This is a genomic window from Acidovorax sp. Root568 (assembly GCF_001427445.1).
In the GTDB taxonomy this organism is placed as follows: Bacteria; Pseudomonadota; Gammaproteobacteria; order Burkholderiales; family Burkholderiaceae_C; genus Acidovorax; species Acidovorax delafieldii.
The window spans coordinates 327,302-342,983 of record NZ_LMGP01000010.1; the positions used below are offsets into that span (position 1 = coordinate 327,302).

The 15,682-nt window shown below is 66.4% G+C and carries 18 protein-coding genes; 10 read left to right on the top strand and 8 right to left on the bottom strand.

Annotated elements, in window-relative coordinates; genetic code table 11:
• Positions 1–4: 4 nt before the first annotated feature.
• Positions 5–778, bottom strand: coding sequence for a GGDEF domain-containing protein (locus ASD75_RS08090; RefSeq protein ID WP_056065041.1), 774 nt, complete (start codon positions 776–778; stop codon positions 5–7).
• 91 nt (positions 779–869) lie between these two features.
• Complete coding sequence (locus ASD75_RS08095; RefSeq protein WP_056744606.1) at positions 870–2,558, bottom strand: SulP family inorganic anion transporter; 1,689 nt, start codon at positions 2,556–2,558, stop codon at positions 870–872.
• A 145-nt stretch (positions 2,559–2,703) separates the two neighbouring features.
• Here ASD75_RS08095 and ASD75_RS08100 point away from each other — a divergent pair, with 145 nt between their 5' ends.
• The 4 genes from ASD75_RS08100 (at position 2,704) to ASD75_RS23265 (ending at position 5,735) form a co-directional block, all read left to right on the top strand.
• The gene (locus ASD75_RS08100; RefSeq protein ID WP_056063145.1) at positions 2,704–3,195 is read left to right on the top strand and encodes a BON domain-containing protein; all 492 of its coding nucleotides are present in this window, start codon (positions 2,704–2,706) and stop codon (positions 3,193–3,195) included.
• Positions 3,196–3,295: 100 nt separating this feature from the next.
• Positions 3,296–4,534: a PLP-dependent transferase gene (locus ASD75_RS08105; protein ID WP_056744609.1), complete on the top strand. Its 1,239-nt coding sequence runs from the start codon at positions 3,296–3,298 to the stop codon at positions 4,532–4,534.
• Positions 4,535–4,638: 104 nt separating this feature from the next.
• The gene (locus tag ASD75_RS08110) at positions 4,639–5,508 is read left to right on the top strand and encodes a DUF2189 domain-containing protein (protein ID WP_235511575.1); all 870 of its coding nucleotides are present in this window, start codon (positions 4,639–4,641) and stop codon (positions 5,506–5,508) included.
• Between the two features lie 47 nt (positions 5,509–5,555).
• Positions 5,556–5,735, top strand: coding sequence for a hypothetical protein (locus tag ASD75_RS23265; RefSeq protein ID WP_082564946.1), 180 nt, complete (start codon positions 5,556–5,558; stop codon positions 5,733–5,735).
• A gap of 170 nt (positions 5,736–5,905) precedes the next feature.
• Here ASD75_RS23265 and ASD75_RS08115 read toward each other — a convergent pair whose 3' ends face one another.
• Positions 5,906–6,586, bottom strand: a complete 681-nt coding sequence (locus ASD75_RS08115) for an arylesterase (RefSeq protein WP_056744611.1) — start codon at positions 6,584–6,586, stop codon at positions 5,906–5,908.
• A gap of 15 nt (positions 6,587–6,601) precedes the next feature.
• On the opposite strand from ASD75_RS08115, the gene ASD75_RS08120 reads away from it, so the two are divergent.
• From ASD75_RS08120 to ASD75_RS08135, 4 genes are all read left to right on the top strand, one after another.
• Positions 6,602–7,303, top strand: a complete 702-nt coding sequence (locus tag ASD75_RS08120) for an ABC transporter ATP-binding protein (RefSeq protein WP_056063137.1) — start codon at positions 6,602–6,604, stop codon at positions 7,301–7,303.
• Between the two features lie 117 nt (positions 7,304–7,420).
• Entirely contained in the window at positions 7,421–8,167 is a 747-nt protein-coding gene (gene rlmB, locus ASD75_RS08125; protein ID WP_056063133.1) for a 23S rRNA (guanosine(2251)-2'-O)-methyltransferase RlmB, read from the top strand.
• Positions 8,168–8,201: 34 nt separating this feature from the next.
• Complete coding sequence (locus tag ASD75_RS08130; RefSeq protein WP_056744613.1) at positions 8,202–8,927, top strand: NAD-dependent deacylase; 726 nt, start codon at positions 8,202–8,204, stop codon at positions 8,925–8,927.
• 186 nt (positions 8,928–9,113) lie between these two features.
• Entirely contained in the window at positions 9,114–10,280 is a 1,167-nt protein-coding gene (locus ASD75_RS08135; RefSeq protein WP_056744615.1) for an ABC transporter substrate-binding protein, read from the top strand.
• Between the two features lie 90 nt (positions 10,281–10,370).
• Here ASD75_RS08135 and ASD75_RS08140 read toward each other — a convergent pair whose 3' ends face one another.
• From ASD75_RS08140 to ASD75_RS08150, 3 genes are all read right to left on the bottom strand, one after another.
• Positions 10,371–11,327, bottom strand: a complete 957-nt coding sequence (locus ASD75_RS08140; protein ID WP_056744617.1) for an aldo/keto reductase — start codon at positions 11,325–11,327, stop codon at positions 10,371–10,373.
• Between the two features lie 78 nt (positions 11,328–11,405).
• Positions 11,406–12,020 carry a chromate transporter gene (locus ASD75_RS08145; protein WP_056063123.1) on the bottom strand — a complete coding sequence of 205 codons (615 nt, stop codon included), beginning with the start codon at positions 12,018–12,020 and terminating at the stop codon, positions 11,406–11,408.
• Positions 12,017–12,613 carry a chromate transporter gene (locus tag ASD75_RS08150; protein ID WP_056745143.1) on the bottom strand — a complete coding sequence of 199 codons (597 nt, stop codon included), beginning with the start codon at positions 12,611–12,613 and terminating at the stop codon, positions 12,017–12,019. The genes ASD75_RS08145 and ASD75_RS08150 overlap by 4 nt, the downstream gene beginning before the upstream one ends.
• Positions 12,614–12,869: 256 nt before the next feature.
• Between ASD75_RS08150 and ASD75_RS08155 the strand changes: the two genes are divergently transcribed.
• Entirely contained in the window at positions 12,870–13,715 is an 846-nt protein-coding gene (locus ASD75_RS08155) for a fumarylacetoacetate hydrolase family protein (RefSeq protein ID WP_056744619.1), read from the top strand.
• A 59-nt stretch (positions 13,716–13,774) separates the two neighbouring features.
• Here the strand turns inward: ASD75_RS08155 and ASD75_RS08160 are convergent, their stop codons facing one another.
• Both ASD75_RS08160 and ASD75_RS23675 read right to left on the bottom strand, forming a co-directional pair.
• Complete coding sequence (locus ASD75_RS08160; protein ID WP_056063117.1) at positions 13,775–14,059, bottom strand: DUF6150 family protein; 285 nt, start codon at positions 14,057–14,059, stop codon at positions 13,775–13,777.
• 31 nt (positions 14,060–14,090) lie between these two features.
• Positions 14,091–14,264, bottom strand: a complete 174-nt coding sequence (locus tag ASD75_RS23675; RefSeq protein ID WP_156400975.1) for a hypothetical protein — start codon at positions 14,262–14,264, stop codon at positions 14,091–14,093.
• A 130-nt stretch (positions 14,265–14,394) separates the two neighbouring features.
• On the opposite strand from ASD75_RS23675, the gene ASD75_RS08165 reads away from it, so the two are divergent.
• Entirely contained in the window at positions 14,395–15,669 is a 1,275-nt protein-coding gene (locus ASD75_RS08165; RefSeq protein ID WP_369817465.1) for a sorbosone dehydrogenase family protein, read from the top strand.
• The last annotated feature ends 13 nt before the right edge of the window (positions 15,670–15,682 follow it).

Genomic DNA, 15,682 nt, shown 5'->3' on the forward strand with positions numbered 1-15,682 from the left:
ACTTTCAGTAGGCGCTGCCTGTTGGGTTGGGGTCCAGTGGAGGCAGGTCGCCCCAACCCGAAGGGGTGTAGAGCGGGCCAAACAACAGGCTTTTCTCTTCGGCACTGACGGTGCTGTCGGGTTGTTCCTCGATGCTGACGCGGTTGCGGCCCGACGCCTTGGCCTGGTAGAGCTGGTGGTCGGCCCGGTCGGTCCACAGCAGGGTGGTGGATCGGATCCACTGCATGGCAAACGCTCCGCCGATGCTCACGGTGACGTTCAGCTCCACCGTGGGGGAAATGCGGATGGGCGTGTTGGCCACTGCGCGCCGGATGCGTTCTGCCACCACGCGGCCAAAGGCAGCCTGGCAGGCCGGCAGCACCACGGCAAATTCTTCGCCGCCGTAGCGGGCCAAGGTGTCCATGGGGCGCACGCAAGCACTGAGCGTGCGGGCCACCGACTGCAACACCACGTCACCAGCCAGGTGGCCGTGGGTGTCGTTCACCTTCTTGAAATGGTCGATGTCCAGCATCAGCAGCAGGGCCGCCTCGCCTGAGCGTGTGACACGGTCGATCTCGCGCTCGAGCACCGCGCGGAAATGTCTGCGGTTGGCTAGGCCGGTGAGCGGGTCTTTGAGCGACAGCTCGCACAGGCCATCGATGAGACCCTGCAGGTACAGGGAAGGCACCTCGCGGTGCAGTGCTGCCTCGCTGCCGCCGGCCTGAGCCACCAGAGCGTGAGCAGTATCCAGGCGAAGGTCGCGCAAATCTACCAGATGAGAGGCCGCAGAGTCAGACACAAATTGGAACAAAAAGAGTTAGGCAAGTGTACCAGTGCGCCAGCAAGAACAGGGCCAACGCAAGGCCGGCGCAGCGTAGGTAAAACCCGGCTCACGCCCGCGCCACGGGCTGGGGAAGCTGCTGCAGTGCCACCAGCGCCTCGGCATCGGTGCGGTACATGGCAAGCCCGGGGCCCAGCTTCAGCAACCCCGCCTGCCGCAGGACCTGCTCTGCTGGCAGCTTCAGTCCGCTCAGATGCAATGTCCCACCCCGCAGTTCCATTTGCGCCAGCAACTGGGCGAAGGTTTCCACGCCGGTCACATCGATGCGGTTGATGGGCTGCGCCAGCAGACACAGGTGCAGCACCTCGGGGTGGGCGGCCAGGTGTTCGGTCACGCGCCGCTCCAGAGCGCTGGCAGAGGCAAAGTCCAGCTCCGCATCCATGCGCAGCGCCAGGAGCCGGGGTGCCAGTGGCGGCAAGTGCCACAGGTGCCGGTCGCGCAGGCTTCCATCAGGGTGCAGGCCCACTTCAATGATGCGCGGGTGCAGTCGCTGGTAGAGAAAGTGGCTCAGATTCATCAGCAAGCCCACCAGCACGCCCCAGTACATGCGCGGCGCCGTGGCCAGGGTCAGGGCAAAGGTGACGCCGCCGATCACTGCCTCTACCCGCGACACCCGCCACAGCCTCATCAGGGTGCCCGGTTTGATGAGGCTGGTGACGGCCGTGACCACGACCGCCGCCAGCACCGACTGCGGCACGTGGTACAGCGCGGGCGTCAGCCACAGCAGCACGACCAGCACCAGGCTGATCGCAAACAGTGTGGCCCAGCCCGTCTTGGCACCGGCGTAGAGGTTGATGGCTGAGCGCGAAAACGACGCACTCGTGGCAAAACTGCCGCACAGGCCACTGCTGATCTTGGCCAGGCCCTGGCCAATCAGGTCCTGGTTTTCGTTCCACTGCTCCTTGGAGCGCTGGCTTTCCACCTTGGCGCTCGATGCCGTCTCCAGAAAGCTCACCAGCGTCACCACCAGCACGGGCATGACCAATGCACTGAAGCTGGACCAGGGCAGGGCGCCGGGCCAATAGGGCGCTGGCAAGCCCGACGGCAAGGCGCCCACCACTGCGCCACCTGCATCGGCATAACCCAGGGCCCAGCTCAGAGCACCCGCAGCACCCACCACCACGATGGCCGCCGGGAACTGGGGCAACAGGCGGCGCGCCAGCATCAGCAAAGCGAGGCTCCCCAGGCCGAAGCCCGCTGCAGTCAGGTCGAACAGCCCCAGCGATGGCGTGGACAGCAGGGCGCCCCAGTCGGCAGCCCGCAACCCGGTCAGTGCCCCCAACTGCGACCCCAGGATCAGCAGGGCCGCCGCCTGCGTAAAACCATTGAGTACGGGTGAGGTCACGAGGTTGAGCAACCAGCCAAAGCGCGCCATGCCCATCACCATCTGCAGCAGACCCGACAGCAGGGCCATCCATGCCGCCAGGGCCACCCACTGCGCACTGCCTGGCTCGGCCAGGCCGGTGAGCGAGGCGCCGATCAGCAAACTGGTGAGTGCCGTGGGCCCCACCCCCAGCCGGGTGGATGAACTGAACAGCACGGCGACCAACGCCGGAATCAGCGATGCGTAAATGCCCGTGACCAGCGGCATGCCCGCCAGTGCCGCATAGGCCACACCCTGCGGCACCAGCATCAGCCCCACCGTCATGCCCGCCCAGAACTCCCCTTTGAGCAGTTGTCGGTCAGGGCGGGGCCATTTCAAAAAAGGAAGCCAACGGGCGAGCGAAGACACGGTCATGCCCCGATTGTCACCCGCTCAGCAGGGACTGCGGCCGATGCGCGGCTGGCGTTGCCGTCCTACAAGCACTTCGGCGATGTCCGACCCGCAAGCCGCGGCCCGCTGCCTACAGTGAGGCCATGTTTCAACCGCAAGGAGTCATTGCATGAACCCCAAGAATCTGATCGACCGTCCCGCCCATCGCGTTGCGAGCATTCTGGCCGTGAGTGCCCTGGCCCTGGGCCTGGCCGCCTGCAACAAGACCGAAGAGCCCACCGTGGGCCAGCGACTGGACTCTGCCGTCGAAAAGACCGAACAAGCCGCAGCTGACGCTCGTGTAAAGGCCGAGGGCGCGATGCAGAACGCAGAGACCAAGATGGAGCAGGGCGCCGCCAATGCGGAAGCCACGGCCAAACAGGCAGCCAACTCCGCCAAGGGCGTGATCGACGATGCCACCATCACTGCCCAGGTAAGCGCGGGCCTGGCTAAGGACCCCGACCTGAGCGCCGTCAAGATCAATGTGGACACTGTCAACGGCAAGGTCACGCTGAACGGGCCCGCACCCTCCACGGTGGCCCGTGACCGCGCCGAGACAATCGCCAAGGGCGTGAGTGGCGTGACCTCGGTGAACAACCAGCTGGTCGTGACGGCTGGTTAATGCCAACCTGCAGGGCTCGTGGTGCATGCATCCCAAGCCCTGCGGTGTGATCGCCAAGCAATCTGAGCGCCGCCCGGGTCACTCCGGGCGGCGCGCTACCATGGCTGGCATGAAAGACCACGACATTGATCTTGCCACCCATATCGTCCACCACGACTACCAGCCTCCGGCCGGGTTTGTAGCCCCCCAACCGGGGGTTTTCAAGGCCTCCACCGTCATCTTTCCCAGCATTGCGGCCATGCGCTCGCGCGAGTGGAAAGACAAAAGCGGCTACACCTACGGGCTGCACGGTACGCCCACGACCTTCATTCTCGAAGAGCGCCTGTGTGCGCTGGAGGGCGGTCTGCAGTGTGTGCTGGTGCCCAGTGGCTTGGCGGCCATTGCCAACGTGGGGTTGGCGCTCCTCAAGCCCGGCGATGAGGTGCTGATCCCCGACAACGCCTACGGGCCCGGCAAGGATCTGGCCAATGGCGAACTCGCCCGGTTCGGGATCACCCATGTGTTTTACGACCCGTTGGATCCGGCCGACCTGGCTGCCCGCATCACGCCGGCCACCCGTCTGGTTTGGCTGGAGGCGCCGGGCTCTGTCAGCATGGAGTTTCCGGACCTGTGCGAGCAGGTGCGCATTTGCCGCGATAGGGGCGTGACAACCGCGCTGGACAACACCTGGGGCGCTGGCCTGGCGTTTGCGCCCTTTGACCTGACGGGCGACGGCAGCCTGGGGGTGGACATTTCGGCCCATGCGCTCACCAAGTATCCGAGCGGTGGAGGTGACGTGCTCATGGGCAGCGTGATCACGCGCGACCCGGGCCTGCACATGAAGATCAAGCTGACGCACATGCGGCTGGGACTGGGCGTGGGGGCCAACGACGCCGAGGCCGTGCTGCGTGCGCTGCCCAGCATCGGACTGCGCTATCGCGCCCACGATGACGCTGCCCGCCACCTGGCGCGGTGGTGTCAGCAGCAACCCGCCATTGCGCAAGTGCTGCACCCCGCGCTGGAAGGCGCGCCCGGCCATGCACACTGGAAGGGCCTGTGTGGCGCTGCGCACGGCGGGCAGGGGCTGGCAGCTGGCCTGTTCAGCGTGATGATCGACGCCCGGTACACGCAACAGCAGGTGGATGCCTTCTGCGACGGCTTGCGCTTGTTCAAGCTGGGCTACAGCTGGGGCGGCCCCATGAGCCTGGTCGTCCCTTACAACATTGCCAGCATGCGCAGTCGGCCGCCCGCCCATTTGAAGCCGGGCACGCTGGTGCGGTTTTCGATCGGCCTGGAGGCTGTGGAGGACCTGCGGCGCGACCTGCAACAGGCGATGGAACGCGCCTTCACCCAGGGCTGAGCGGCCTCGGCAGGGATCCGGTGCGGCCCATTGCCGCTGGATTTCGTGTGGGATACGGGCTTTCCTCAGTGGCGCAGCCGAACGGGCGGGCTTAGTGTGGCGGCATGAACGCGACATCCTCCAAGCCTGCGCCGGACACCCTTGGCACCCCAGACACCTCCGAGGCCCGGCAGGCGGAGGCCATTGCCGACCGCGTGAAGGCCCAGACCGCGCAGCCCGTGCAGCTGCAGCCGTTGCGCGTGGCTGACCCCTTCCGGTGGCTGCGGCGCGGCCTGGACGATGTGCGCGCCGCGCCGGGCATTGCTGTTTTCTATGGCGTGTGCTTCTGGGTCATGGCGGGGGTGCTGGGCTGGGTGTTCCGCACGCGGCCTGAATACACCATGTCGCTCGCCAGTGGTTGTCTGCTGGTGGGGCCTTTTCTGGCCATGGGGCTGTATGACGCCAGCCGTCGGCGCGAGGCGAGCCTGAAGCCGCAGCTGAGCGAATCCCTTACCTGCTGGGACAGCCACATGGGCAGCATGGGCATGCTGGTGCTGGTGCTGGTGGTGCTGGAGCTGCTTTGGGGCAGGGCCTCGCTGGTGGTGTTTGCCGTGTTCTTCAACACCGGCATGCCCTCGACCACCGGTGTGCTTCAGGCGGTGTTCAACCCGCAGAACTGGAGCTTTGTGGCGGTGTACACGGTGGTGGGCGGTGTGTTTGCGGCGCTGGTGTTTTCCACCTCCGTGGTGTCCATCCCCATGATTCTGGATCGCGACACCGACGCGCTGACTGCGGGCATCACCAGCATGCGTGTGGTGATTGAAAACCCCGGCGTGATGCTGCTGTGGGGGGCATTGATCACCCTCATCGTGGCCGTCTCGCTGTGGTTCTGGGGGGTGGGCCTGGTGCTGGCGGGGCCTGTGCTGGGCTTTGCCAGCTGGCATGCGTACCGAGCTGCCGTCATTCCGCTGCAGCGCACCCCGGCAGGGGCCTGAAAACCCCGTCCTGTTACAGTGAGTCTCAACTTCAGGAAGCAACTACCTTGGCAACACCCAACTACGGATACGAAAAACGCCAGCGCGAACTCGCCAAAAAACAAAAAAAGGAAGAGAAGCTGAGGGCCAAAACACAGCGCAGGCCGAACGATCCGCAAGGGGATGACCAGCCCGCTGACGACCAGCCAGCGGGCGCTGCAGGCCATCCCGAGCAGCCTGCAGGCTGAGTGACCTGGGGGTCCGCTGCACAAATCGCCGCGCCCTGTGCATCTGCGGTCTCTGGCGGTCTGCAGCGTTGCAAATACTCGCAATAGCTACGGCTATTGCTGCGTTGTTCACGTGGCAGCCCCTCCCGATCCGCAGCGCACACTGACCGCTCGACGCGTGCAGCGAATCCCTAACGCAGCAGCTTTTTGAGCTCTGGCCACACGTTGGCCAGCATTTGCGGATGCGCTTCGGCGCGAGGGTGAATGCGGTCGGGCTGGAACAGGCGGGTCGGGTCTGGTCCGTCAGCCACACCCTTCAAGAAAAATGGCACTACAGCCGCCTTGTGGGCCTGCGCCACGGTGGTGAACAGGCCCGCAAACTTGTTCGCGTAGTCGGTGCCATAGTTGGGTGGCACCTGCATACCCACCAGCAAGACCTTGGCCCCGGCCTTTTGCGCCGCCTGGGTCATCCAGGCCAGGTTCTCTTCGGTGTTCTTGAGCGGCAGGCCGCGCAGGGCATCGTTGCCCCCCAGTTCAATCACCACATGGCTGGGCTTGTGCTGCGCGAGCAGTGCAGCCAGGCGCGAGCGGCCGCCCGAGGTGGTCTCGCCGCTCACGCTGGCATTGACCACGGTGGCTGCGAGCTTGTCTTGCGCCAGTTGTTTTTCCAGCAGTGCCACCCAGCCCGTGCCCCGCGCCAGGCCGTATTCGGCGCTGAGCGAGTCCCCCAGCACCAGAATCACCGAAGAGCGTCCGGCAGTCCCTGCCTTGGCGGCGGCCTGCGCAAAGGCCGTGGGCGCACAAAGCCCCACCACCAGGCCGATAGATGCGCTCAGGATAAAGTGGCGCCGTTGCTGCAGATTGCGAATCAAAGTAAAGAGCCTTTCATGTCCGAACCCTCCCCGCTGCCCAAGACACCGCCCGCCACCCCCATCATTGCCGTGGAGCATGTGTTCAAGTCGGTGACGGATTCCACCGGAACCCTCGACATTCTGCGGGATATCGATTTCCGCCTGGCTGCCAGGGAAACGGCGGCCATCGTCGGCGCCTCGGGCTCGGGCAAGAGCACGCTGCTGTCCATCATCGCGGGGCTCGATACCCCCACGCGCGGAACGGTGCGGCTGGACGGCCACGACCTGTTTGCCATCGATGAAGATGCGCGGGCTGCATTGCGGGCCCAGAAGGTGGGTTTTGTGTTCCAGAGCTTCCAGCTCATGGGCAACCTCACAGCGCTGGAGAACGTCATGCTGCCGCTGGAGCTGGCCGACCGCCGTGATGCACGCAAGGCCGCCACCGAGATGCTAGCGCGCGTGGGGCTGGGGCAGCGCCTGTCGCACTACCCCAAGGTGCTGTCGGGCGGTGAGCAGCAGCGCGTGGCCCTGGCCCGGGCATTTGTGGTGCAGCCTGCCGTGCTGCTGGCCGACGAGCCAACGGGCAGCCTGGACTTTGCAACCGGCGAAACCATCATGAAGCTCATGTTCGAGCTCAACCGCGAGTTGGGCACAACGCTGGTGCTGGTGACCCACGACCGCGCGATCGCCGCGCAGTGCGAGCGGCGCATCACGATCGATGCAGGGCGCGTGGTGTGAGTGGTGGGTGGGGTTTTTGAGCGTTTTGGGCCGCAGGCGCTAGTGAAACATGCGCAAGCAGCTATGAATTTGATAGTGGTCTGAGGGAGTGGGCTGCGCCCAGCGGATAATCCCCCCATGTCCAGCCCCAAAGTTCTCTTCGGCTTTCACGCCGTGGGCGTGCGTCTGAAGACCGCGCCGCAATCCATCATCGAGATTTACTACGAAGCCACGCGCCGCGATGCGCGCATGCGCCAGTTTCTCGACCGTGCCCGCGAGGCCGGTGCCCGCCTCATCGAAGCCGACAGCGTGCGCATAGCCAAGCTGGCGGGCAGCCATGGCCACCAGGGTGTGGCCGCGCGCGTGGAGCCCGTGGCGCAGGTCACCTCGCTCGATGAGCTGCTGGAAAACCTCGAAGCCGCAGGCATCGAGCAGCCCCTGCTGCTGGTGCTGGACGGCGTGACCGACCCGCACAACCTGGGTGCCTGCCTGCGTGTGGCCGACGGCGCTGGTGCCCATGCCGTCATCGCCCCCAAGGACCACGCCGTGGGCATCAACGCCACCGTGGCCAAGGTGGCCAGCGGTGCGGCCGAGACCATGCCGTATTTCATGGTCACCAACCTCTCGCGCACCCTGAACGAACTCAAGGAGCGCAACATCTGGTGCATCGGCACCAGCGACGATGCGCCCAAGACCATTTATCAGGTGGACCTGAAAGGCCCCGTGGCCCTGGTGCTGGGCGCCGAGGGCGACGGCATGCGCCAGCTCACGCGCAAGACCTGCGACGAGCTGGTCAGCATCCCCATGAAGGGCGCGGTCGAGAGCCTGAACGTATCCGTGGCCAGCGGCGTGTGCCTGTACGAGGCGCTGCGCCAGAGGACTTGATCCTCGGCCCGCTGGCTCCACCGGGGAAGGCACCATGCTGGACACCGTGAAAGCCTGGGTCCGGCAAAGCCAGCGCATCGCCGTGCTGACGGGCGCAGGGGTCAGCGCCGAATCTGGCGTGCCGACCTTTCGCGATGTGCAGACGGGCTACTGGGCACAGTTCCGCCCCGAAGACATGGCGACCGAGGCAGGCTTTCGCGCCCACCCGCAGCGGGTGTGGGACTGGTACCAGTACCGGCGCGACCTGCTGGCCGGTGTGTCGCCCAACGCAGGGCATCTGGCGCTGGCCGACTTTCAGCGCCGCCACCCCGACCGCACCACCCTCATCACCCAGAACGTGGACGGGCTGCACCAGCGCGCGGGTAGCACCGGCGTGCTATGCCTGCACGGCGACATTTTTCAGGACCGCTGGCTCGACACCCCGCGCAACTGCTGCTTCATCGACCACGCAGTGGCCGGCCACCCGCCGTACTGCGACCGCTGCGGAAACCTGCTGCGTCCGGGCGTGGTGTGGTTTGGAGAGTCTTTGCCGCTGGCGACGTTGGAGGCCGCCGAACAGGCGGCCAACCAGTGCGACCTGATGCTGGTGGTGGGCACGGCCGGTGCGGTGTACCCCGCAGCCGGTCTGGCCCACCAGGCTCGGGCCGCCGGTGCCAGGGTGTTGGTGCTCAACCCCGCGCCCAGTGCGTTGGACGATGCAGCGCACGCGGTGCTGCGTGGCACGGCGGCGACGGTGCTGCCGCAGTTGCTGGGCGATTGAGCGGGTGTGCGTGGCGCAGGCGCTCAGCCCCGGGTTGCGCGGTGCTGCAGGGGCTCACACGCCGTCGAATCTCGGTAGAAACCCTGATTTGACGTACTCCTGCCACCCTTTGTCGCACAGCTGACAGGCGGGGAGGCGCTCTGGCCGGTAGCCTGCCCCACCTTTGTTTTATCTGCCCTGCACACCATGAGCCGTCGCCACTTTCTTTTGCGTGCCACCCGGGCCGTTGCCGCCACTGGCCTGCCCGCATGGGCCCACACCGCGATGGCGGCCGAGGAGGCGTTGACTGCGCGCTCCATCACCCTGGGCTGTTCCATTGCCCTGACGGGCCCGCTCGGCCAGGCAGGCATCGAGCAGGTGGCGGGCATGAAGGCCGCGTTTGCCGAGGTGAATGCCGCTGGCGGCGTGTTGGGTCGTGAAATCCGCATGGAGGTCAAGGACGACGGCTACGTGGCTGCGCGCACGCTCAAGAACGTGACCGACATGGTCGATGCGCAGTCGGTGTTCGCGCTCATCTCGCCCCTGGGCACGGCCAATACGGCGTCTATCCTGCCGCTGATCGAGTCCAAGGGCATTCCTACGGTGGGCCCGGTGACCGGTGCCACGTCGCTGCGTGCAGCAGCCAACAAGCACGTGTTCTTCTTGCGCCCCAGCTACCGCGAAGAAACCCAGCGCCTGGTCAAGCAGATCGTGGACATGGGCCTCAAGCGCATTGCCGTGGTGTACCTGGACAACCCGTTTGGCAAAGAGGTGCTCAAGGACATGTCTTCGGCGCTGGATGAGATCAAGGTCGAGCGCGGTGGCGAGTTTGCGCTGGCCGTGGACGGCAAAAATGGCGCCGAGCTGGCCGACAAGGTGGCGGCTGAGCGCCCCGGTGCCGTGCTGCTGGCCACCACGGGCACGGCCAACACCGCGTTTGTGCAGGCTTTCCGTGCCAAGGCGCAGGGCGTGCCGCTGGCCGGCCTGTCTGTCACGGTGATCTCGTCGGAGCTGCCCAAGCTGGCCGCGTCCACGCGCGGGCTGGCGCTGGTGCAGGTGTTCCCCGATGCCAACTCGCAAAAGTCGGTGGTGGTGCGCAAGTTCCAGAGCACCATGAAAGCCACGGGGGGTGATCCTGCGTTCTTGAACAGCGGCAGCGCGCTGGAAGGCTGGCTCAACGCCCAGATCATGATCGAAGGCCTGAAGAACGCAGGCAAAGAGCCCACGCGCGAACGCCTGCGCGCCGGGCTGATGGCCATCCGGTCGCTGTCGTTTGGCGACTTCAACGTGGGCTTTGGCAACAAGGCGCCCTACATCGGCTCGGACGCCATCTACCTGGCGATCTACGCGGAGAACGGTCGCCGGATCAGCTGATGGGCTGAGGGGGCGTCATTCCATTCAGCCCGCAACCCGTCAAGCCATACGCCTAGGGCCCGCGCACGCGCGGGTTCTTTTTTGTTGGGTTCAGCCTTGGGCGCTGGCAGCGTCCAGCTGGGACAGTGCATCGCTGTCCAGTTGCAGCCGGGTGGCCTTGACCAGCTCGTGCAGCTGGGCCACCGACGTGGCGCTGGCAATGGGTGCGGTGATGCCCGGTTGCACCATCTGCCAGGCCACGGCCACTTGGCCGGGCGTGGCGTTGTAGCGGTGCGCGACGGCGTCCAGCGCCGCCAGAATGCGCAGCCCCCGGTCGTTGAGGTACTTGGCCGTGGTGTTGGCGCCGCGTGCGCTCTTGGCGGCGTCGGCTGCCGTGCGGTATTTGCCGGTGAGGAACCCGGCGGCCAGCGCGTAGAAGTTGATCACGCCGACCTGCTGCTGCACACACAGCGGCTGCAGCGCGTCTTCAAACACGGCGCGGTCGTACAGGTTGAACAGCGGCTGCAGGCTTTCGTAGCGCGGCAGGCCCAGGCGTTCGCTGGTCTGCAGGGCCTCCTGCAGGCGGGCGGCGCTGTAGTTGGAGGCACCAATGGCACGCACTTTGCCGGCCCGGATCAGGTCGGCATACGCGCCCAGCGTGTCGGCCAGCGGCACAGTGGTGTCGTCGTCGTGTGACTGGTACAGGTCGATGTGGTCGGTCTGCAGCCGCTGCAGCGATGCCTCCACCGCCTGGCGGATGTAGGCGGGGCGCAGGCCCACCTTGCCGTCCCCCATGTCCTTGCCCACCTTGGTGGCCAGCACGATGCGATGGCGCTTGCCGCTGCGCTTGAGCCAGCGGCCGATCACCGATTCGGATTCACCCCCTGTGTGCCCTGGCGCCCAGCGCGAGTACACATCGGCGGTGTCGATGAAGTTGAAGCCTGCGTCCACCCACGCGTCGAGCAGTGCGAACGAGGTGGCTTCATCGGCTGTCCAGCCAAACACATTGCCGCCAAAACACAAGGGCGAGACCTGCAGGCCCGAGCGGCCGAGGAAACGGAGTTGCATGGATGTGCCTTTCAAAAAAGAGAAAAAAATCGTGCCCGTAGCTGGGGTTGCGCAGCGCAACCCCGGCCTCCCAAACCGTCAGACCAGCCCCAGCGCACCCAGCAGCGCACCGGCGCCCAGCATCCACAGCAGGTGCAGCTTGGTGCGCCACACCAGCACCGTGGCCGTGGCGGTCAGCAGCCACAGGGGCCAGTCGGTGGTCCATTCGCCATGGGCGCGCGCCAGCACCCAGGACGTAGCCACCAGCAGGCCGATCACCACCGGGGCCATGCCTTGCTTGAACGCGCGCACGCCGCGCCGCTCGCGGTTGCGGTGGCCCCAGCGCGTGGCCGTCCAGGTCAGCAGGCTGCTGGGCAGCATCACGCCCAGCATGCACACCGCCATGCCCAGCGCGCCCAGCAGCCAGCCAGCCACACCGGGGCCGCCTGCGTTGATGCCCACGTTCCAGCCCAGCAGGGCGATGAACAGCACATTGGGGCCCGGGGCGGCCTGGGCGATGGCGATGGAGGCGTTGAACTGCGGGTCGGTCAGCCACGCCTGGCGCTCGACCAGAAAGCGGTGCATGTCGGGCGCGGTGGCAATGGCGCCACCCACAGCCAGCAGCGACAGCGACAGGTAGTACAGGAACAGGTTGAGCCAGTCGCCGATGCTCAGGGCCATCAGCGGCGCGGTGAGGGGGGCGGTGCTGCTCATGGTGCGAGCTTTCTCCAGGTGAGCAGGCAGGCGGCCCCGCCGATCACCGGCAGGATCCAGAACAGCGGCCAGCGCAGCCAGGCCATGGCCACGATGGTCAGCGCCGTGATGGCCAGGCACAGGGGGCGGCCGAGCGGATGGTTGCGGATCGAGACAAACAGCTTGATACCCACCCCGGCAATCAGGCCTGCCGCCACGGCCCCCATGCCACGCAACGCGCCTGCCACGGCCGGTTGGGCCGAGAACTGCGCATACACCACCGCCAGCGCCAGCACCAGCATCAGCGGAAACGTCAGCATGCCCGCCAGCGCTGCAAACGCGCCGCGCAGGCCAAAGTAGCGGTCCCCGATCATGATGCTGAGGTTGACCACGTTGGGGCCCGGCATGATCTGCGCCACGGCCCAGTCTTCGACAAACTCCTCGTTCGTCATCCAGCGTTTTTTCTCCACCAGTTCGCGCTGCACGACCGCCAGAACACCGCCAAAACCCTGCAGCGCCAGCCAGGTGAAGGACCAGAACAGATCGGTCGGGTTGCGGGGCTGCGGGCGCGCAGGCGTTTCGGTGGGGGGGGGGAAGGCGGTGGCGGGTGCCATGGGTGCAAGATTCAGTGAAAAGTGGCTGATGCGCCGGTAATTCATGCCTTGATAGCTATCATTGTGATAGCTGTTTGGTGATGCGGCGGCCCCCGTGATGTTACGCGCGCATGAGGCGGTGCGCTGGCGTCGGGGCGTCGTCATCGGGCAAGCCCGGGGCGGCCATTGGTGCACGCGCGCAAGGCGGTGTGCCGCTATGCTGCCGGGTGGTACGCCCCCCGGGCCCTGGATTCATCCCTAGAGACAAGGACACACCATGAAACTCATTCGATACGGCCAGCCTGGCGCAGAACGCCCCGGTCTGGTGGACGCCCAAGGCACGCTGCGCGACCTGTCCATGCTGTTGCCTGATATCGGCCCCGCGCAGCTCAGCCCGCGCGCCCTGTCGGCGCTGGCCGCCATTGACGCGCGCCGCCTGCCTGCCGTCTACGGCTCGCCCCGCCTGGGCAGTCCGGTGGGCGGTGTGGGCAAGATCGTGTGCGTGGGCCTCAACTATGCCGACCACGCCAAGGAGGCGGGCATGCAGCCGCCCGCCGAGCCGGTGCTGTTCATGAAAGCCGTGACCGCGCTGAGTGGCCCCAACGATGATGTGCGGATACCGCCCGGCGCCACCAAGACCGACTGGGAGGTGGAGCTGGGCATCGTCATCGGCACCCGCGCCCGCCATGTGTCCGAGGCCGACGCGCTGGCCCATGTCGCCGGTTATGTGCTGGCCAACGATGTGTCCGAGCGCGCCTGGCAGTTGGAGCGTGGCGGGCAGTGGGACAAGGGCAAGAGCTACGACACCTTCGCGCCCATCGGCCCCTGGCTGGTGACGGCCGATGAGGTGGCCGACCCCCACGCCATTGACCTGTGGCTGGAGGTGAATGGCCAACGTGTGCAAAACGGCAGCACGCGCAATTTCATTTTTGGCGTGCCCACCGTGGTGTCGTACATCAGCCAGTTCATGACCCTGGAGCCGGGCGACCTCATCCTGACCGGCACGCCTGCAGGCGTGGGCCTGGGGCAAAAGCCCGCGCCGTGGTTCCTCAAGCCCGGTGATGTGGTGCGACTGGGCGCCACGGGGCTGGGCGAGCAGCTGCAGAAGTACGTGGGGGGGTGACGAGGGGCCGCAGCTGCGTGCTGCTGCTGCACCCCATGTAGCACGTTGCTCTGACCTTCTCAGTCCAGCTTGCCGCGCAGCGCGTGGCCCGCGTTGCGCCAGCCCGCCTGCTCCCGGTACTTGACCTTGAAGGTCTTGAGGTCCGCCTGGCTTTCGTACTTGACCCGGAAGATGCTGAACGTGGCCTGGGGAGCGTGGTCCACAAAACACCATACCGCGTCGCCCTCGGCCTGTTGCGCGTGCGGCATTTCGTACCAGCAGAGGTCGGCCTGGCTCTCATAGGGCACCTCAAACACCTTGGCGTCGGCAGCGGCGGCGTGCGGGGCCACCAGAATTTTTGCCATGTGCAATCTCCTGTGAAAAGCGCGAAGCGAATCAGCCCATGGTGCGCAACCCTACGGCCGCGCGCAGTGGTACATACCCGCCCTGCGCGCGGCCCGAGCGCAGCGCCTGACAGGCGTTCGCGCCACCGGCTGACAGGCCGGTTCCTGCCAGCGGCACACACTGCCCCGTGATGCAGCCTGTGCGCTGCGTTGCAAGGTGTGCCATGTCTCTGTTCCCCCGTTGTGCTCCCCCCGGTTCTGATGGCGCGCAAGGCAGGCGCGCCCATTGCGAGGCGCACAGTGGCTGGAGTCGCAGCAGGCATAGGGTGGTGGCCGTGATCGGCACTCTTTGCGCCTTGAGTGCCTGCACTGACCCCGTCTCCCTGCCGCCCGAAGCGGGCATGGGGCGGTCGCCCACGCTGCCCCCGCCCACGTCGGCGCTGCTGCCCACCGTGCACATTGCACCCGCCCAGGCCTGGCCAGCCGGCACACAGCCCGTGCCGATGAACGGCCTGCGAGTGACGGCACTGGCCACGGGGCTGGACCACCCGCGCTGGCTGCTGGTACTGCCCAACGGGGATGTGCTGGTGGCTGAGAGCAACGCGCCCCCCAAGCCTGACGATGCCAAGGGCATCAAGGGCTGGGTCATGAAGCGGGTGATGAAAAGCGCCGGAGCCGGTGTGCCATCGGCCAACCGCATCACCTTGCTGCGCGATGCCGACGGCGACGGCATTGCCGAAACCCGCACCACCTTTGCCGCCGATCTGAATTCGCCGTTTGGCATGGCGCTGGTGGGCAATGCCCTGTATGTGGCCAACACCGATGCGGTGCTGCGCTTTGACTACACCCCGGGACAGACGAGTTTGGTGGGCCCAGGCACCAGGCTCATCGACCTGCCCGCAGGCCCCATCAACCACCACTGGACCAAAAATCTGATCGCGAGCCCTGACGGCAGCAAGCTCTATGTGACTGTGGGATCCAACAGCAACGTGGCCGAAAACGGCATGACCGCCGAGGCCGGGCGCGCCGCCATCTGGGCGGTGGACCGCCTGACCGGCACGCATCGCGTGTTTGCATCGGGCCTGCGCAACCCCAACGGCCTGGGCTGGCAACCCGACACCGGCGCGCTATGGACGGTGGTGAACGAACGCGACGAGCTGGGCAACGACCTGGTGCCCGACTACCTCACCTCGGTCAAAGACAGCGCGTTTTACGGCTGGCCCTACAGCTACTTCGGCCAGAACGTGGACGTGCGCGCGCAGCCACCCCGGCCCGACCTGGTGGCCCAGGCCGTCGCGCCCGACTATGCATTGGGCTCGCATGTCGCCCCGCTGGGCATGGCGTTTGCCACCAGCCCGGCGCTGGTGCCAGCGCTGGCGAGCGGTGCTTATGTGGGTGAACATGGCTCGTGGAACCGCAAGCCCCGCAGCGGCTACAAGGTGGTATTTGTGCCATTTGCCAACGGCCAGCCTGTGGGGCTGCCGGTTGATGTGCTCACGGGCTTCGTCAGCCCGGACGGCAAGGCTTGGGGCCGCCCGGTGGGCGTGGCCGTGGACCCGCGCGGTGCGCTGCTGGTGGCCGACGATGTGGGTAACACCGTGTGGCGTGTGACGGGTACCCCCGGTCCCTGAGCTGCGCATGACT